The organism is Rhodococcoides sp. S146-33 (assembly GCF_059489205.1).
This window is the reverse complement of sequence record NZ_JCAJWY010000008.1, coordinates 73,413-91,411: the sequence shown is the minus strand read 5'-3', so window position 1 is coordinate 91,411 and position 17,999 is coordinate 73,413. Positions and strand designations below refer to the sequence as shown.

The 17,999-nt window shown below is 64.3% G+C and carries 13 protein-coding genes; 5 read left to right on the top strand and 8 right to left on the bottom strand.

Annotated features, from left to right (window positions below):
• Positions 1 to 45: 45 nt before the first annotated feature.
• Positions 46 to 1,401 carry a threonine ammonia-lyase IlvA gene (ilvA, locus tag AC5WEY_RS23630; RefSeq protein ID WP_495647768.1) on the top strand — a complete coding sequence of 452 codons (1,356 nt, stop codon included), beginning with the start codon at positions 46 to 48 and terminating at the stop codon, positions 1,399 to 1,401.
• Between the two features lies 1 nt (position 1,402).
• On the opposite strand, the gene AC5WEY_RS23625 is transcribed toward ilvA, so the two are convergent.
• Positions 1,403 to 1,927, bottom strand: coding sequence for a TetR/AcrR family transcriptional regulator (locus AC5WEY_RS23625; RefSeq protein ID WP_495647767.1), 525 nt, complete (start codon positions 1,925 to 1,927; stop codon positions 1,403 to 1,405).
• 137 nt (positions 1,928 to 2,064) lie between these two features.
• Here AC5WEY_RS23625 and AC5WEY_RS23620 point away from each other — a divergent pair, with 137 nt between their 5' ends.
• Positions 2,065 to 3,612 (top strand): MFS transporter, encoded by a 1,548-nt coding sequence (locus AC5WEY_RS23620; RefSeq protein WP_495647808.1) that lies wholly within the window; start codon positions 2,065 to 2,067, stop codon positions 3,610 to 3,612.
• On the opposite strand, the gene treZ is transcribed toward AC5WEY_RS23620, so the two are convergent.
• Genes treZ through AC5WEY_RS23600 form a run of 4 tightly spaced genes read right to left on the bottom strand, consistent with a single transcriptional unit; the run spans position 3,585 to position 12,210 of the window.
• Positions 3,585 to 5,330, bottom strand: coding sequence for a malto-oligosyltrehalose trehalohydrolase (gene treZ / locus AC5WEY_RS23615; RefSeq protein ID WP_495647766.1), 1,746 nt, complete (start codon positions 5,328 to 5,330; stop codon positions 3,585 to 3,587). The genes AC5WEY_RS23620 and treZ overlap by 28 nt on opposite strands.
• Positions 5,327 to 7,702 (bottom strand): malto-oligosyltrehalose synthase, encoded by a 2,376-nt coding sequence (gene treY / locus AC5WEY_RS23610; RefSeq protein WP_495647765.1) that lies wholly within the window; start codon positions 7,700 to 7,702, stop codon positions 5,327 to 5,329. Before treY ends, treZ begins: the two co-directional genes overlap by 4 nt.
• Positions 7,703 to 7,705: 3 nt before the next feature.
• Positions 7,706 to 9,997 carry a glycogen debranching protein GlgX gene (glgX, locus tag AC5WEY_RS23605; protein WP_057476135.1) on the bottom strand — a complete coding sequence of 764 codons (2,292 nt, stop codon included), beginning with the start codon at positions 9,995 to 9,997 and terminating at the stop codon, positions 7,706 to 7,708.
• 56 nt (positions 9,998 to 10,053) lie between these two features.
• A complete protein-coding gene (locus AC5WEY_RS23600) occupies positions 10,054 to 12,210 on the bottom strand; it encodes an acyltransferase family protein (protein ID WP_495647764.1) in 2,157 nt (718 codons plus the stop codon).
• A gap of 256 nt (positions 12,211 to 12,466) precedes the next feature.
• Here AC5WEY_RS23600 and AC5WEY_RS23595 point away from each other — a divergent pair, with 256 nt between their 5' ends.
• Positions 12,467 to 13,675, top strand: a complete 1,209-nt coding sequence (locus AC5WEY_RS23595; protein ID WP_495647763.1) for an MFS transporter — start codon at positions 12,467 to 12,469, stop codon at positions 13,673 to 13,675.
• 529 nt (positions 13,676 to 14,204) lie between these two features.
• Here the strand turns inward: AC5WEY_RS23595 and AC5WEY_RS23590 are convergent.
• A complete protein-coding gene (locus AC5WEY_RS23590; protein ID WP_495647762.1) occupies positions 14,205 to 15,008 on the bottom strand; it encodes a helix-turn-helix domain-containing protein in 804 nt (267 codons plus the stop codon).
• Positions 15,009 to 15,017: 9 nt separating this feature from the next.
• Between AC5WEY_RS23590 and AC5WEY_RS23585 the strand changes: the two genes are divergently transcribed.
• Positions 15,018 to 16,025, top strand: a complete 1,008-nt coding sequence (locus AC5WEY_RS23585) for a sensor domain-containing diguanylate cyclase (RefSeq protein WP_495647761.1) — start codon at positions 15,018 to 15,020, stop codon at positions 16,023 to 16,025.
• A gap of 3 nt (positions 16,026 to 16,028) precedes the next feature.
• Here AC5WEY_RS23585 and AC5WEY_RS23580 read toward each other — a convergent pair whose 3' ends face one another.
• Positions 16,029 to 16,625 carry a CHAP domain-containing protein gene (locus AC5WEY_RS23580; protein WP_495647760.1) on the bottom strand — a complete coding sequence of 199 codons (597 nt, stop codon included), beginning with the start codon at positions 16,623 to 16,625 and terminating at the stop codon, positions 16,029 to 16,031.
• 47 nt (positions 16,626 to 16,672) lie between these two features.
• On the opposite strand from AC5WEY_RS23580, the gene AC5WEY_RS23575 reads away from it, so the two are divergent.
• Positions 16,673 to 17,452 (top strand): SIR2 family NAD-dependent protein deacylase, encoded by a 780-nt coding sequence (locus tag AC5WEY_RS23575; RefSeq protein ID WP_495647759.1) that lies wholly within the window; start codon positions 16,673 to 16,675, stop codon positions 17,450 to 17,452.
• 107 nt (positions 17,453 to 17,559) lie between these two features.
• Here AC5WEY_RS23575 and AC5WEY_RS23570 read toward each other — a convergent pair whose 3' ends face one another.
• Positions 17,560 to 17,940 (bottom strand): helix-turn-helix transcriptional regulator, encoded by a 381-nt coding sequence (locus AC5WEY_RS23570; protein WP_495647758.1) that lies wholly within the window; start codon positions 17,938 to 17,940, stop codon positions 17,560 to 17,562.
• Between the last annotated feature and the right edge of the window lie 59 nt (positions 17,941 to 17,999).

Here is a 17,999-nt window from a genome sequence, read left to right as displayed (position 1 = left end):
GTCCCGAGTGGGGGACCGTTCCACGCTGGTGGCAGCATGTGCTGGGTGTCTTCATCCCCTGACCTCGCCACCCAGCACCCATCGTCGGTAGCCGTCACCGCTGCCGATATCGATGCCGCTGCGGTGCGAATTTCGTCGGTGGTGGCTGCCACACCCCTGCAGTTGTGCGAGCGGTTGTCGGCGGAGACCGGTGCGAGGGTCTACCTCAAGCGCGAAGACCTGCAGATCGTGCGGTCGTACAAGATTCGTGGCGCCTACAACCTGATGGACCAGCTGACCGATGCGGAGCGGGCTGTCGGCGTGGTCACCGCGAGCGCGGGCAACCACGCTCAGGGAGTGGCGTTCGCGTGTCGCTCCATGCAGGTGCACGGTCGCATCTACGTTCCAGCGAACACCCCCAAGCAGAAACGTGACCGAATCCGAGTGCACGGCGGCGACTTCGTGGAGCTCATCGTCATCGGCGACACGTTCGATGCTGCGGCAGCTGCCGCAGCCGCGGATGTCGCCCGCACGGGTGCCACCATGGTCCCGCCGTTCGACGATCCGCGAACTGTTGCCGGGCAGGGAACCATCGCGGCCGAGATGATCGATCAACTGGGCGGGGCACCCGATGTCGTCGTGATGCCCGTCGGCGGAGGCGGATGCATCGCCGGCATCTCCAGTTACCTCCGTGAGCGCGCACCACAGACGTCGCTGGTGGGTGTCGAACCGTCCGGTGCCGCGTCCATGACCGCCGCGCTGATCGCCGGTGGTCCGGTGACGCTCTCCGAGATCGACCCTTTTGTCGACGGGGCTGCCGTCCGCCGCATCGGCGATGTGCCGTACGCAGCGTTGCAGTCCCTCGGCGCCACCGTGGTGTCCCATGCTTCGTTGCCGCTGATCACCGCTCCGGTGTTCGACAGTGCCGGCCCCGGTGCATTTCTGATCACCCAGATCGACGAGGGCGCGGTCTGCACCGCGATGCTCGAGCTGTACCAGAACGAGGGCGTCATCGCCGAGCCTGCAGGCGCGTTGGCTGTTGCAGCGCTGGAGCATCTCGACATCGCGCCGGGAAGCACCGTCGTGTGTTTGGTGTCCGGCGGCAACAACGACGTCTCTCGCTACGGCGAAATTCTCGAGCGATCGCTCGTTCACCTGGGCCTCAAGCACTACTTTCTGGTGGACTTTCCGCAGGAGCCCGGCGCTCTACGTCGTTTTCTCGACGAGGTGCTCGGGCCCGAGGACGACATCACGTTGTTCGAGTACGTCAAGCGCAACAACCGGGAGACGGGTGCCGCGCTCGTCGGTATTCAACTCGGCGCAGCTGACGGCCTTTCTTCCCTTCTCGAGCGCATGAGGTCATCGCACCTGCAGGTGGAGCAGCTGGAGCCGGGTTCTCCGGTGTACCGCTACTTGACCTGAGTCAGCGACCGAGCAGGCGGTCGACGACGCGTTTGTGCAGGTCGGGGTCCACGGCCGGTAGATCGAGTACGGCACCGAGGTAGATCCCGTCGCCGACAAGTCGGATGATTTCGGCCTGGACCGGATCGTCGATCTCCGTGCGTAAGCCCTCGTCCCACTGCTGCATCATGTCGGTGACGGCGTCTTGCACCTCGCCCGCATTCCCGTCGACGCTGCGCAGCGCCGCCAGTGTGGAGCGATACAGCGCGATTTCCTTCTCCGAGATGAGATCGGGTGGCTGCAGATACCATTCCGCCACGGAGGTGCCACCCTCGGCGGCGTCGGCGCGCTGTTGATCGGCCTGAACGGCGAGCCGCCGGACCATGGCCGCAACCAGGGCGTCCTTGGTCTTGAAGTGATATAGCAAGCCGCCCTTCGATACCCCGGCGGCTGCGGCGACGCTGTCCAGAGTCACTTTGGTCATGCCGTGCTCGAGGAGCAGCGTCTCGAGTGAATCAAGAATTCGGTCGCGGGTATCTGATGACATGTAAGTCACTTTACCGGCTGGACGGTTCGGGGTACTCTCGTTCACTGTACCGGCTGGACGGTTGGTGCGAGTGGACGCTACGGACCCGGTCATGGCCGGCACACCGAGCGCAGAACGTAGGAGACGTAGTGAGTGACATGCGCACCGGTTCGGTGCACGAGGCGACGGAAGCATTCGAGCATCGAGCCACCCCGAAGGACTGGGTGGGTTTGGTGGTCTTGGCGTTCGCCGTGTTGCTCATCGCTGTAGACGGCACCGTTCTCGATTTGGCGCTGCCCTTCATCAGTGCGGATCTGGCACCGACGAGCAATCAACTGCTGTGGATCATCGACGTCTACTCGTTCGTGCTGGCCGGCCTGCTCATCACCATGGGCACCCTCGGAGATCGAATCGGCCGTCGCCGATTGCTGTTGATCGGTGCCGCAGGCTTCGGTATCGCCTCGCTCATCGCGGCCGTTTCGACCAGCGCGGAGATGCTCATCGCAGCGCGAGTGTTGCAGGGCATTTCCGGCGCGACGCTCATGCCGGCGACGCTGGGCCTGATTCGGACCATCTTCCTGAACCCGCGGCAGCGAGTTGCCGCGATCGGCGTGTGGGGCGCGATGGCCGGTGGCGGTGCCGCTGCCGGTCCGCTCGTGGGCGGTTGGTTGCTCGAGCACTTCTGGTGGGGATCGGTGTTTCTCATCAATATCCCCGTGATGCTCGTGCTCATTGCGCTCGGCCCGCTGGTGATTCCCGAGTTCAAGGATCCGAACCCGGGCCGTTTCGACCTACCCAGCTCGGCACTGTCGATGCTGGCGATCGTCCCGATGGTGTTCGCGGTCAAGGAGATCGCAGCATACGGTCTTCATCCGGCCTACGTGGTGTCTGCCGTAGTCGGTGTGATCGCAGGTGTGCTGTTCGTCCGACGACAGCGAACTCTGGACGCTCCGATGATCGATCTGCGGCTGTTCGCCAATCGCGCGTTCTCGACGGGTGTGGCCACGAACTTCCTGTCCGTGTTCGCACTCGCCGGAGTGTTGTTCTTCGGTTCGCAGTACCTGCAGCTCGTACTGGGCAGCAGTCCGCTCGAAGCCGGGCTGCTGTTGCTACCGGGTACGGCCGCCAGCATCGTGACCTCACTGCTCGCCGCGGTTCTCGTTCGGTACTTCACCGTCGGCACAGTCCTCGGTGCAGGCATGTTCGCCGCTGCTGCGGGCGCAGGCATTCTGGTCGGTCTCGGAACGGACACCAGTCCGGCGTTGTTCATTGCCGGATTCGTTCTGGTGGGTGCAGGTGTCGGATTCGCGCTCACACTGACTTCGGACCTTGTGGTCAGTGCTGTCGAACCCGAGCGAGCCGGAGCTGCGTCCGCGGTGTCGGAAACCGCGTACGAGCTGGGGATCGCGCTGGGAGTAGCAATTCTCGGCACGGTCGTCATGGCGATCTTCCGCCGCGGGATCGATACCTCGCTGCTCACACCCGAACTCGGTGCCAGAGCCGCCGAAACGCTCGGTGGCGCGGACGCGGTGGCCCGGGAACAGCCGGACTCGGTGGCGACGGTTCTACTGGACTCCGCGCATGCTGCCTTCGTCTCGGGCATGCATGTCGCGGCCGTCGCCACCGCGGTGGTGCTGGCGATCACCGCCGTGTTCGTGCTGGTCAACCTACGGCAGCGTCAGGACTCCAGTACAGCGAAGGAGTGACCGGGAACCGTTGTGGCAGAGCCGGTCTTGTTCGATGTCGTGGGCTCCCACTCGAGCAGTGGTGAGCCGCCGACCGGCACGGTCACAGCGGATTCCGACAGGTTGCACACCACGCTGAGACGGCTGCGGCGAATGACGATCCACTTCGCGTCCTCGTCGTAGTCCACCTTCACGTGGTCCAGCCACGGGTCGGTCAGTTCGGTCCGGTCGCGGCGCAGCCTCAGCAGATCGCGGTAGACGGCCAGCAGTCGTGCGTGGTCGCCGTCGCCCAGTTCCGACCAGTTCAGCTTCGACCGGGTGAACGTCTCGGGATCCTGTGGGTCCGGGATATCGCTCTTGTCCCAACCGTGTTCGGCGAATTCCGCCTTGCGGCCCTCGGCGGTGGCCTTACCGAGCTCGGGCTCCGGGTGAGAGGTGAAGAACTGGAACGGCGTCGACGCTCCCCACTCTTCACCCATGAACAACATGGGAGTGTAGGGCGAGGTCAACACCAGTGCGGCCTTGATCGCAAGCTGGCCGGGGGAGAGGTAGAAACCCGGTCGATCGCCGATCGCGCGGTTGCCGACCTGATCGTGAGTTGTCGTATAGGTCACCAGCGAACTGGCCGGAATTCGGCGCGTATCCAGCGGGCGGCCGTGGACCCGGCCGCGGAAGCTCGAATACGTACCGGCGTGAAAGAACCCCTGCCGCAACGTGGTCGCCAAACCCTGAAGGGAACCGAAATCGCCGTAGTAGCCCTGCCGTTCACCGGAGACGGCCGCGTGGATCGAATGGTGAATGTCGTCGTCCCATTGTGCGTCGAGTCCGTAACCGCCACCCGACCGTGCGGTGATCAGCGAAGGATCGTTGAGGTCGCTTTCGGCGATCAATGTCAATGGACGACCGAGATGTGCTGACAGCTTTCGGGTTTCGATCGAGAGCTGCTCGAGCAGATGCACTGCTGTGTGGTCGACGATCGCGTGTACTGCATCCAGACGTAACGCGTCGATGTGGAACTCGGAGAACCAACGAAGAGCGTTGTCGAGGGCGTATCGCCGCACCTCGCCCGAGTCTGCGTCGGCATAGTTGATTGCCTGACCCCAGCTGTTGGCCCCTTCGGTCATGTAGGGGCCGAAGCGTTCGAGGTAGTTGCCGGACGGGCCGAGGTGGTTGTAGACCACGTCGAGGACGACGCCGATGCCGTGGCGGTGGCAGGCGTCGACCAAGCGCTGCATGCCTTCTGGGCCGCCGTACGCCTCGTGCACGGTGTACCAGAGCACGCCGTCGTATCCCCAGTTGTGTACGCCGTTGAATCCGTTGACCGGCATGATCTCGACGAACGTAACGCCGAGATCGACGAGGTGATCGAGCTTGCCGATGGCCGCGTCGAAGGTGCCTTCCTCGGTGAATGTCCCGATGTGCAGTTCGTAGATCGACGAGCCCGGTAGCTGACGCCCGGTCCAGGCCGCGTCGGTCCACAGCGTGGCATCGACGTCGAACACCTGGGACAGCTCGTGCACTCCGTCGGGCTGCCGCGGCGACCGCGGATCGGGCAGAGCTTTGTCTGCGTCGTCGAGCAGGAAGCCGTAACGAGAGTTCGGGGTGGCATCGACGTCGGCGCGCCACCACCCGTCGGAGGACCGCTGCATGGGATGCACCGTGTCGTCGAGTTGCAATCGGACCGTCTCGGGGGACGGTGCCCAGACCTCGAATGTCCGAGTCGCTGCCGAGGATGTCACTGCGCGGACCCTTCTTCGTTGTGACGCACCAGAAGTGCGACCGGGAGTGAGGCGAACAGCTCGGCCACCGAGACGGTGCCCGTGTGTTCGGAGTCTGTGATTCGATCGCGCCATCGGCCGTCGGGGAGCGTCACGGACGTCTCGCCCCAGCCCGTTTCGGATACGCCGAGCGAGAGTCTGGTCGCCAGTGCGATCACGTCGGCGTTTCCGGGAACCGGGCCGCGTGCGAATCCGACGAGGTGCTCGGCGGCAGATCCGTCCGCGACGATCGGCGCGTAGGTGCCGCCCACGAAGCTCTCCGGCCGCTCGCGGCGCACGTGCAACGCGGAGCGAACCACGGCCAGCTTGGCTGCACCCGTACTGATCGAGAGCGCATCGGTGTTCGACGCGGAGAGCATCGACCGACGGACCGAGTAATCGACCGGTCTGCGGTTGTCGGGGTCGACGAGCGAGTCCTCCCACAGCTCGGTGCCCTGATACACGTCGGGGATACCGGGGCCGGCCAGGTTCAACAACTTCTGCCCGAGTGCGTCGGAATGGCCGTGTGGAGCCAGCTTGTCGACCAGCATGGTCATCGAGCGAGCGACGGCACCGTCGAAGATGGCGTCGAGCCAGCCGTGTACCGCGGACTCGAACTCCTCGTCCGGAGCAGTCCACGTCGTGCGGAGGGCGGCCTCGCGAATTGCCTTCTCCGCGTAAGCATGAACGCGCTCACGGAACGTGGAGGTGATCACGCCGTCGACCGGCCAGACACCGAAAAGGTTCTGCCACAGGAACATTCCCGTTGTTCCGTCGGGGCTCGGGGTCAGCTCTTCCCAGTCGGTGATGCAGCGAGCCCACAACTCGGGGGTCTGTGACAGCACGCCGATGCGCGCCCGCACGTCCTCGCCGCGTTTGGTGTCGTGAGTCGACAGGGTGGTCATCGCCGCCGGCCAGCGTCGCGCCCGATCGGCATTGGTCAGGTGGTAGTAAGCAGTGCTGCAACCGAAGCGACTGGGATCGCCGCCGACTTCCTGCAGCGAGATGAGCCGGTTGGCTCGATAGAACAGGCAGTCCTCGACGCCTTTGGCGGTCACAGCACCACAGACCTGATCGAATCGGACCGGCGATTCTGCACCAGTGACCAGGGCGGTCGCCAGTGCGCCCAGACCGCCGGCCAGGTCCGGCTGCTCCTCGCCGACAGCAGCGATCACGCCCGGCAGCACACCGGCGAGCGGGGCGTAGTCGGTCCGGTAGACCGGGACGGCCACGACGACGGCAACTATCGCGTCGATGACGGACTCGAGTTCGACGGTGGTGCCGGACTCTCGAACCACGGCCCGAGCGAGGCGTCGCACCTCGGGTGACAGGTCGCCGCGCGCAACGGCGGTCTTGAGATCCAACTCTGTCTCGTGCAAGGTCTCGGCGTCGTAAGCGATGCCCGAGCGCACCTGGGACAGCGCGGTGAGCGCATGCACGCCCTCTGGGTCGACGAACACTCCGCCGACAGCGGCCAGGGCGTCGTATCCGGTCGTACCGTCGACGGGCAGCGACTCGTCCAGCGGTTCACCGTCGGCCAGAATCTTCTCGATGACCAGCCAGCGGTCGGGACCGAGCAGTCCACGCAGTTCGGTCAGGTAACCGGCAGGGTCGGCCAGCCCGTCGGGATGGTCGACGCGAAGTCCGTCGATCAGACCGTCCTCGATCCAGCCGGCCACCTGACGATGGGAGTCGGTGAAGACGTCGAGGTCTTCTTGCCGGATTCCTGCCAGGCCGTTCACGGAGAAGAACCGTCGGTATCCGATCAGCCCGTCGGACCAGCTCACTAATCGGTAGGCCTGACGGTCGTGTACGGCCTGCGCGTCGTCGCCGTCGGTGCCGTCTGCGATAGGAAAGCGGTGCTCGTAGAACGCGAGCAGAGGCTGCTCCTCGGAGCGGTCGACGGTCAGCTCACCCACGTCGCTCGAGCTACCGAGAACGGGGATCGCGATCTTGCCGTCGACGCCGTTGTCGGCTCCGAAGTCGATGTCGAAGTACGTCGCGTACTCGGAGTCGCGGCCGCGTCGCAGCACGTCCCACCACCACGCGTTCTGCCGCGGATCCTCCACTCCGACATGGTTTGGGACGATGTCGACGATTATCCCCATGCCCAGCTCTGCGGCACGAGAGTGCAACTGCGTCAACGCTTCTCGACCGCCCAGGGCGGGCGAGACCGTCGAGGTGTCGGTGACGTCGTAGCCGTGAGTCGACCCGTCGGTCGCGGTCAGGATCGGCGAAAGGTACAGGTGTGTGACCCCGAGATCGTGGAGGTAATCGACCACGTCGGAGGCGTCGGCCAGGGTGAAGGCATCGCCCCGCAGTTGTAACCGGTATGTACTGGTGGGCAGCGGCATGTGTCAGGCAGTCTTTCGTAGAACGAGCAAGGAACGAGCGGTGACTTCCACCGGTGTACCCGCTTCTATCGATTTCTCACCCGCTCCCGTTCGGGCTGCTGTGTCCAGGGCAACCGTCCACTCCTTGGCGTAGTTCCCGTCCGGGGTCACGAATTCGAGTGCCTCGTGATGTGCGTTGAAGCACAACAGGAACGAGTCGTCCACCACTCGCTCACCGCGCTGATTCGGTTCCGGAATTCCTTCGCCGTTGAGGAACACGGTCAGCGACTTGCCGAAGCCGCTGTCCCAGTCCTCGGGCGTCATCTCTTCGCCTGCAGGGGTCAGCCAGGCGATGTCACGTGCCTGCTCACCGGTTCGGATCGGACGGCCCTCGAAGAACCGGCGACGACGGAATACCGGGTGCTCGGCCCGCAGTGCGATGGCGTTGCGAGTGAACTCGATCAGTTCCGCGTTGGTCTCGGCCAACGACCAATCCATCCATGCCAGTTCGGAGTCCTGGCAGTACACGTTGTTGTTGCCCTGCTGAGTTCGCGCCATCTCGTCGCCGTGCGCGATCATCGGCGTGCCTTGGCTGAGCAGCAAGGTCGCCATGATGTTGCGGATCTGGCGGGCTCGAAGATCCAGAATTTCCGGATCGTCCGTCGGTCCCTCCACACCGCAGTTCCACGAGCGGTTGTGACTCTCGCCGTCGTTGTTGCCTTCACCGTTGGCCTCGTTGTGCTTGTCGTTGTACGACACGAGATCGTTGAGGGTGAATCCGTCATGGGCAATGACGAAGTTGATGCTGGCACCGGGGCGACGACCGTTGGACTCGTACAGATCCGAGGATCCGGTCAACCTCGACGCGAACTCGCCCAGAGTCGCGGGCTCCCCCCGCCAGTAGTCACGCACGGTGTCGCGGTACTTGCCGTTCCACTCCGTCCACAGCCCGGGGAAGTTGCCGACCTGGTAACCGCCCTCACCGATGTCCCAGGGCTCGGCGATCAGCTTCACCTGGCTGACTACCGGATCCTGTTGAACCAGATCGAAGAATGCGCTGAGGCGATCGACATCGTGCAATTCACGAGCCAACGTGGATGCGAGGTCGAATCGGAACCCGTCCACGTGCATCTCGGTCACCCAGTAGCGCAACGAGTCCATGATCAGCTGCAGCGTGTGCGGATGTCGCGCGTTGAGACTGTTGCCGGTACCGGTGTAATCCATGTAATGCTCGAGATCGCCGTCGACGAGCCGGTAGTACGCCGCGTTGTCGATGCCGCGGAAGCTGATGGTCGGGCCCATGTGGTTGCCTTCGGCGGTGTGGTTGTAGACCACGTCGAGTATCACCTCGATGCCCGCAGCGTGGAACGAACGAACCATGGCCTTGAATTCCGTGACCGCCGCACCGGGGGACTGCAGTGAGGAATACTCCGCGTGTGGGGCCAGGAAGCCGAACGTGTTGTAGCCCCAGTAGTTTCGCAGTCCCTTGTCCAGCAGAACCTGATCCTGCATGAACTGGTGCACCGGCATCAGCTCGATCGCCGTGACCCCGAGGTGGTTGAGGTGGTCGATGATCACCGGATGCGCCAACCCGGCGTAGGTGCCGCGCTCGGCCTCGGGAATCTCGGGATGGTTGATCGTCATGCCCTTGACATGGGCCTCGTAGATCACGGTCTCGTGATACGGGCGCTTGGGGGCGCGATCCGCCTGCCAGTCGAAGAAGGGGTTGATCACGACGGTGGTCATCGTGTGACCGAGCGAATCATGCTGGGGGAAGTCGTTGTTCGGCACGTCGTCGTGCGCGATGGGAGCTTCCTCGATGATCTCGTCGTCGGGATCGGCGAGATCGGTGGCGTCCTCGAACGGGGCTTCGGAGTCGAGTGAATCCGCGGATGCCTCGTCCATCTGCACCTCGGCCTCGGGCTCGGGGGCCGGCGCGTCCATGTTGTACGAGAACAGCGATCGGTCGCCGTCGAACGATCCCTCGAACGCCTTGCCGTACGGATCCACGAGCAGCTTGCTCGGGTCGCAGCGATGCCCGGCTGCCGGATCCCACGGGCCGTGAACGCGGTAGCCGTAGCGCTGCCCCGGCACCACCGTGGGCAGATATGCGTGCCAGACGTAGCCGTCGGACTCCTCGAAACGAATACGTGTCTCGGTGCCGTCCTCTCCGATCAGGCACAGATCCACTGCCTCCGCGACCTCGGAAAACAGTGCGAAATTGGTTCCTGCTCCGTCGTAGGTCGCGCCGAGCGGATAAGCGGATCCCGGCCATACTGCGATGGCAGGCGTGTCGTCGGAGGCTTCGTGCAGCATGGATCAACCCTACTGTGGCGGGTGGGCCCAGGCTTACCGAGCGCGAGCCGCTCGGCTCACGGTCCGGCCCACCAACCGGTGGCCGATCCGACCTGTCGGCCCAGCTCGGTGGTCAGAGTTCGCACGTAGGTGGCGGTGAGATGATGCTCGTCACGGTAGACGAGTACGTTGCCCTGCTCGACGCGGCAGACGGCGGTGTCGCAGACTGCATCGGACAGGTCGAGAGCGGAGAATCCGGGAAACCTGAACGAGGCCGCAAGCGCCGGATTGACCGGGTCGAGCGCTTCGTCCCTGGCAACGCCGCACGAGGTGGCGTCGCCACCGTCGGCCAGACAATCGATCGCCCGGTACGCAAGCCACGGGGTGTCCCGAACACCGAGTATTCCGACGCCGTCCGCAGCGAGTTGCTGCCACACCGCGGTGTACCAGGTGGGGGTGTAGTCGCCAGGGGAGTCCTCCCGCGGGCGGGTGGCGGTGGTGAACACGTAAGCAGGTTCCATGCCTGCGACCTCGGCGAGCACGGTTTCCGTCCAGTCGAGGCAATCCGGGTATTCGTTGGGGCCGAGCATCGGCATCGTGTCGATGCTCAACGGGCAGCCCATCTTGAGGAATGTGACGACCTTGAACCCGTGCTGGAGTCCGAGCGTATCGAGTGCCGTCACCCAGTGCTCGGCGTGTGAACTGCCCGCCAGCACGATGGTTCGGTTCGCTTCGAGGTCGCCGTAGCTACACGAGACCGCATCGCGTGTCTCGAAGTCGGCAATGCAGCCTTCGAGGGTGGTGGCGGGGAGATCCTCGGGAGCCGAGTACAACGGGGGACGGACGGCGGCCGGCTCGGCGCGAATCCCGTCGGTCAGTTCCAGTGCTCCCGGGTGAGACGGTTCGTCGACCGATTCGTCGGCCTGCACCGCGGTGATCGACCGGTCGATGTGGACGTTCCATCCGATCGAACCGGCCGTGACGACGACCGCGGCGATCCCAGCGCAGGCAGTGACCGCGATCCGTCCCGGCGTGAACGTGCTCGACTGTGTAGGGCGCTCGACCAGACGCACAGTCAGCCACGCGAGTGCAACCGAGGCTCCGACGATACCGAGACCCCCGAGCGCGTCTGCATGGGATCGTCCGGTCGCCGACAGATAGAAGATCAGCAATGGCCAGTGCCATAGATACAGCGGAAATGCGATCGATCCGACCCACGCAAAAAACCGGTTCGACAGTGTGGCCGCCACGGCGGTCTCGGACCCGGCGACGATCAACGCCAGGGTTGCGAGCACTGGAATCAGGGCCAGGGGACCGGGAAACGCCGTTACTCCGTCGACGACGAAACCGCACGCGACGATGACGGTCATGCCGACAACGGCCAGGACTCCGCGTGCCGCCGACGACAATCGGGTACGTCCGGGCGAGGCCGCAGCCACGGTGCCGTCGGTTCGCGCAGCGACAGTGCTGTCGCTTCGCGCTGCGAAGACCGCCGCGAGTGCGGCACCGAGCATGATCTCCCAGAGTCGCGCGCCGGTGTCGTAGTAGTTCCATGCCTGATGTCGCCGAATACCGTCCGCCGCGTACGCGAACGACAGCACGGCGATGAGCGCGAAGATCACAGCGAAGGTGCGTGGTCGAAGACTTCGTGGTCCCTCGGGACGGGCGATGCGTCGGACCCATGCGAGACCGAAGACGACGGCGATGGCCACCAGATAGAACTGGAACTGCACGGCCACCGACCACAGGTGTTGAACGGGGCTTACCGAGGGGTCAGCCGCCAGATAGTCGTTCGCCGTCGTCGCCAGCTGCCAGTTCACGTAGTAGAAAACACCGGATACGAGTTGATCGCCCAGGTCTGCCCAGCGGGTGCGCGGGAGCAGGAACACCGATGCGACAGCCACTGTGAGCAGCGTGATCAGCAGCGGCGGACCGAGTCTGCGCAGCACGCGCCTGATACGGGTGATCGGATTCAGGCTTGCACCGGCTTGGGCCGATCGGAGTAGAGATGCGGTGAAGAAGAATCCGGACAGCGTCAGGAAGACGTCGACGCCTCCCGATACACGACCCATCCAGATGTGGAACACGACGACGAGTGCGATCGCGACGCCGCGCAATCCGTTGAGATCTCGCCGCTGGGGTGCCCGACTCTGCTCTCGGGGAGTTGGATTCGACGCGTCCCGGACCGGTGTCGAGAGATCGACCGAGTCACTGTCGGTCGGGTGTAGATGCATGAAGGAGAAGTGGCTCCGGCTGTCGATCGACTACTCGGTCGGATGTGCGATACCGGGCAAACAATACGTGTACGGGCGGTGAAGCACTTCCCGGAGTCTGCTTCATGGCAATCGTCCCAGTTCGGGAGCGTCGACGTTGCTCGCGTGCATGGCCGTCTTGCGCACATAGAACGCGCGTGCAACTATTTGTGCAGCGCATGCAACTACACGCGAGCGCTAGATAATTACCTTCGCCACTCGTCTCAGGAGATTCGACATGCCACTCGGCCTGCTCGCCCTCGCAATCGGGGGATTCGGCATCGGCTTGACCGAATTCGTCATCATGGGCTTACTACCGGAGGTCGCGGCGGACTTCTCGGTCACCGAAGCCACTGCCGGCTGGCTCATCACCGGCTATGCGCTGTCCGTGGTTGTCGGCGCGCTCGTCGTCACCGCTGCGGTGACGCGGTTTCCTCGAAAGACCGTCTTGCTCGCACTGATGTGTCTGTTCATCGCCGGAAACCTGATTTCTGCACTCTCGGGCAGCTACGACGCGATGCTGCTCGGTCGTGTCGTCGCAGCGCTGTGCCACGGAGCGTTCTTCGGAATCGGTGCCGTGGTCGCGGCAGGGCTTGTCGAGCCTGCAAAGAAGGCGGGAGCGATTGCCATGATGTTTGCCGGCCTCACCGCCGCCAACGTTCTCGGTGTTCCGTTCGGGACGTTCCTCGGTCAGAGCTACGGATGGCGATCGGCGTTCTGGGCCATCACGGTGATCGGCATCGTCGCACTGATCGGCATTGCGGCCCTCGTTCCTCGCGAAACCGGCATCGGTGAGGAGAGCGATCTGCGCCGCGAAATGCGTGCGTTCCGGTCTACCCAGGTGTGGCTCTCCATCGTGACGACGGTGCTCGGATTCGGCGGCATGTTCGGTGCGTTCACCTACATCGCGTTCACTCTCACCGACGTCAGCGGTTTCGCCTCGAGCTCGGTGCCCTGGCTGCTCGTGCTGTTCGGCGGAGGCCTCTTCATCGGAAATTACCTAGGCGGCAGGGCCGCCGACCGCAACCTCACCGCCACGCTGCTGACTCTGCTCGGCGCATTGACTGTCGTTCTCGTCATCTTCGCGCTCACCGCAGAGAGTCGACCGGCCACTGTCGCCTCTCTCGTCCTGATGGGCGCTTTCGGTTTCGCGACGGTGCCGGGGCTGCAGATGCGGGTGATGTCGTTTGCTCCCGACGCCCCGACGATGGCGTCCGGTGCGAACATCGCCGCGTTCAACCTCGGAAATGCGCTGGGCGCGTGGCTCGGCGGCGTCACGATCTCGGCCGGCCTCGGCTACACCTCGCCCATCTGGGCCGGATCCGGTATCACGGTGCTCGCGCTGGTGGTCCTGTTGTTCGCAACCCGTTTGCTGCGCCGGTCCACTGCCGTGGCCGAGGTGGAGGGAGTGAGCGCAGCAACCAGTGCGGCGGGATCGTCCACCTGAACACCGAACGAGTGCGCGAAACCGGATATCTTCCATCGCTTCGATAGTGCGGGAACCACAACCTCTGTGGCAGTGGACAGTTCGATATCCACCGTGGTGCCGTCCTGGGTCGGCAGGACGAGCCGGCCTCCGTCGAGAGCGGGCGACACGATGCCGTAGCGACGGTGGATTCGGACCGACGAGATACTCGCGCGATGCACTCTCGCTACGACAGTGCCGGACATGCGCAGAACGAGGGCTTCGGTTGAGAGAACGTGGGGGTGCGCCCGACTCAGGGCGACCGATGTCGCGAGCAGAATCAGGGACGCGACCGACACGGCTGCAATCAGCGCACCGAGCCATAGCCACGGAATCAGCAGGTGCAGAACGACCATCTCGTTCACGGTCGCGGCTCCGAACATGACGGGTAATCCGAGCGTTCCGTGGGTTGCGGTGAACACGGTCGAGTCCGGAGCGATCGGCGCATGCTGCCCGCGCGTCCACAGCGCCAATGCGCGCCACCTACCGACTTGGACAAAGAAGTCGACCGTCATCGCATACCTACGGACGGTCGGTGCAGGCCGGCCTGCAGACGTTCGGTGGCGCGGACGATTACGGTGCGCTGGGCCGGATCGGGCACGATGTCGTCGATACTCAGCGAACTGATCTCATCGGTGTTCGCAGAAATATCGGACGTATCGGCGGCGAAGGAATCGAACTCGAGCATCGACTCCAGTTCTGCGGCGAGCGAATCGATATCGCTCTCGGCCTCGGACGGATCTCGGCCCTCGAGCGCGCTGAATCTGCGTAGAAGTCCGAGATATCGCTGGCGAAGGTCGTGGTCGCCGAGTGTCAGTGTCACCGTCTCGAAGAACGATGCTGGAACGGCACCCGATATCGCCATCACCTCGAGTAGATCACGTTCACGGATCAACGCTTCTCGGTCCGTCTCCGCGGAAGCGTCGATCAGCGCACTCATGGCGTCGGCGACCTCGCTCGGAAGGGCCGTCAGCGGACGACGCTCGACGGCGTCGTTCAGCAGTGCCGACAGGCGTGCGTGTTTGCGCGCCAGCGCAGACTGCTGCTGTTCTATGCCGCCGAGCAGCGCCCTCAGATCAGCCACCACATCTGTCTCGGCCGCCGGAGACTCACCGAGGGCGGCGGCTATCTCGCCGAGAGGCATCCCGCAGTCGGCGAGCCACCGGATTCTCATCAGACGAACCACGTCGTCGATCGTGTATTCGCGATATCCGTTGGACAGACGGCGCGGCTCGTCGAGCAGGCCCAGCCGGTGATAATGGCGCACCGTTCGCGGTGTCGTTCCGACGGCCTTTGCCAGAGATCCGATTCTCATGGGTTCAGTGTGAACCTTGACGTCGCGTCAACGTCAAGACCGTTTGCCATCGCCTTCCCAGGACCGGGCGCGGCAGCGCGGCGTATCGTCGGGGCGTCGTGTGAATCGTCGTGGCTCGCACCGTTCGAGGAAGAGACCTGGCTGAAGATGGTCGACGCCGATCGTTGGTACCGGGAGATGTTCGAGGCCAGCACGGTCGGATTGGCGCTCGCCGACGAAGACGGACTGCTCGTTCTCGCCAACGACGCTTACGCGGCCATCGTCGGGTGTCCTCGTGAACGCCTGCCTGGTAGGTCTTCTCGTGAATTCACCCACCCCGACGACTTGGCCCAGCACGCCGCCATGGAGCAGATCATGGACGACGCGAAAGCTCGAGGGGAATCGGTTCACGTCGAGAAGCGCTACCTGCATGCCGACGGCACAGTGCGGTGGGGTTGGATCTCGGCAAGCGAGGTTCCGGGACCGGAGGGCAAACGGTGGACGATGGCCGTCGTGCACGACACCACCGACCGGAGGCGCGTCGAGGACGACTTGCGCGTAGCCGCACAGACCGACGCCCTCACCGGATTGCTCAATCGGCGGGGGTGGCGAGATCGGTTGCGTCAGTTGACCACACCGTCGGGGTCCGAGGTCGCGGTTGCGCTGGCCATGATCGATTTCGACCGCTTCAAGTTGTACAACGACAAGTACGGCCACGGCCGTGGTGATCGACTGTTGGTTCGGTTTTCTGCTGCTGCGGCAGAGCTGCTCGGTGGTCGAGCCACGATCGCGAGATGGGGTGGAGAAGAGTTCGCGCTCGTGATGCCGGGAGTGGGATCGACGACGATGGACGCCGTGCTGACCGATCTCGCCGCCGTCGTTCCCGACCGGCAGACATTCTCCGCGGGGCACACAACGTTGCGACGGGGCGAGTCCGTGGACGACTGCTTCGATCGCGCAGACATGTTGCTCTTTCAGGCCAAGCGAGATGGTGGCGCGCGATCGTACAGCGACGGATCTCGCTGGCCCGGCGAGTGAGCGTCAGCTCGCCAGTCGGCCGAATCCGACCACGCCGGAATCAGATCCGTAGTGCAGGCTGTGGACTCGGATCCTTCCGGCCTCGTTGCCTCCGACGGTGATGGCTTCGTCGCCGTCGACCGCCACGATCACGTTGGTGTGCTGGCCGATCCAGCTGCGGTTGTCGTAGAGCACCACGTCGCCCACCGACGGTACGTAGCTGCCGACAGCTTCGAATCGACCCTGCTCCTGGTAGTACTCCTGCAGCGTGTAGACGCCGGGTATGCGCCACGAACCGGAATTGGGGTTCGAAAGCGGCATATCCGCTTCCTTCATGATCCAGCTGACGAAGTCGGCACACCAGGCTTCGTCCACACCCTCGGCATAGAACGTTCCCGGGCGCTGCTGCTCGTGCTCGGTGCGCAGGAGTTCCACCACTCGGGTTTGATCGGCCGTCAATTCACCGGAGTTCACGTCGGGAAACGCCTCGGTGTCCCACGGGAGGTATCGGCTCGGGGCCAGCCACAGGACTCCGACCACCGCGACCACGGCGACAGCCGTGAAGGCCGCCACCCACATCGGCCACCGTCGTCGAGTGCGCGCGCTGGTGTCGATGCTCATGTGACCACGGTAGCGCGGCCGGACACAGGGCTTGGCACAATAGGGCCGTGACCTTTGACCGAGACCTGCCGCGCGACTCTGTTCCAGAGCATGTGGTGGACGCTGCCCGCGCAGCGTCACGCGTCACCGTACTCACGGGTGCGGGTATGTCGGCCGAGTCGGGGATCGCAACCTTCCGGGACGCGCAAACCGGGTTGTGGAAGGACTTCGATCCCAAGGACCTCGCCAGCCCCGAGGGTTGGATGGCCGACAGTGATCTGGTGTGGGGCTGGTATCGATGGCGGGCAGAATTGGTTCGACGCTCCGAACCCAATGCCGGTCACGTGGCACTCGCGCAATGGCAGCAGCGGGCGCATGTCGACATCGCTACCCAGAATGTCGACGACCTTCACGAGAGAGCCGGGGCCACGGTGTTGTCACATGTGCACGGGTCATTGTTCGAGCCGTACTGCAGCGACTGTGGGACGCGAGCAGCCTTCGACGCCGGTGCCGCCGATGCACCGGCCGAGGCGGACCAGCGGGTTCCACCGCCGGAATGTCCGTTGTGCGGCGGGCTGATTCGGCCGGGCGCGGTGTGGTTCGGCGAATCGCTGCCCGAGGCCGCGTGGGACGCAGCCGAGGACGCCGTCAGAACTGCCGACCTAGTTCTTGTGGTCGGCACATCGGGAGTGGTGTACCCGTTCGCGGGACTGCCTGCGATCGCGCGCAGCGCCGGAGCCACGGTCGTAGAGATCAACCCGGTCGAGACGGAGGTCTCGGACATGGCCGATCACCGGTGGCGCACTACTGCGGCGGTGGGGCTGCCGGCTCTCGTTGCGAGACTGTGAACGTCGAAAACTACCGTTGCAGAAGTTATTTCGTCCATTGAGCTCTTTGGATCGTCGATCTGTGGAGGGCGGTGACCCGCCCTCGTCGCGTTGTTCGGAGAATACGGTCAGTGGGTGGTCAGGGCATCGACGAGTGCCCTCATTGCCGATGCGGCACTGTCGGTTTCGGTAGGTCCGAGAGCGGCGAGACTGGCGATGAGGGCCGCAATCTCCGGGACGGTCAGGCGCACCGGACGTGGATCGGCCACACTCGTCAGCCATGATCCACCGTGCGCCCCCGAGACTGCCTCGATGGGTATGCCGGATTCGCGCAGTCGGGCGAGATCGCGTTCAACCGTGCGCACACTCACTCGCAATCGTTGCGCGAGTTCGGGTGAGGTCAGCGGCCTGGGTGCTGCACACAGCCATTCGACGATCCGCTGTTGGCGCACGACGCGCCGTAGGGTGAGCGTGCTGTCGAGCGAGTGAGGCGAGTTCTCCTTCGGCACGACCGCAAATTCTTCCCGATTCCCGACGTAGGCGTGACGGGAATGAGTCGTAGCGTTCT

Excerpts from the sequence above, each read along its gene's own strand:
- AC5WEY_RS23625 (WP_495647767.1), bottom strand. The coding sequence starts at position 1,927 with ATGTCATCAGATACCCGCGACCGAATTCTTGATTCACTCGAGACGCTG.
- AC5WEY_RS23620 (WP_495647808.1), top strand. The coding sequence starts at position 2,065 with ATGCGCACCGGTTCGGTGCACGAGGCGACGGAAGCATTCGAGCATCGA.
- treY (WP_495647765.1), bottom strand. The coding sequence starts at position 7,702 with ATGCCGCTGCCCACCAGTACATACCGGTTACAACTGCGGGGCGATGCC.
- glgX (WP_057476135.1), bottom strand. The coding sequence starts at position 9,997 with ATGCTGCACGAAGCCTCCGACGACACGCCTGCCATCGCAGTATGGCCG.
- AC5WEY_RS23600 (WP_495647764.1), bottom strand. The coding sequence starts at position 12,210 with ATGCATCTACACCCGACCGACAGTGACTCGGTCGATCTCTCGACACCG.
- AC5WEY_RS23595 (WP_495647763.1), top strand. The coding sequence starts at position 12,467 with ATGCCACTCGGCCTGCTCGCCCTCGCAATCGGGGGATTCGGCATCGGC.
- AC5WEY_RS23590 (WP_495647762.1), bottom strand. The coding sequence starts at position 15,008 with ATGAGAATCGGATCTCTGGCAAAGGCCGTCGGAACGACACCGCGAACG.
- AC5WEY_RS23580 (WP_495647760.1), bottom strand. The coding sequence starts at position 16,625 with ATGAGCATCGACACCAGCGCGCGCACTCGACGACGGTGGCCGATGTGG.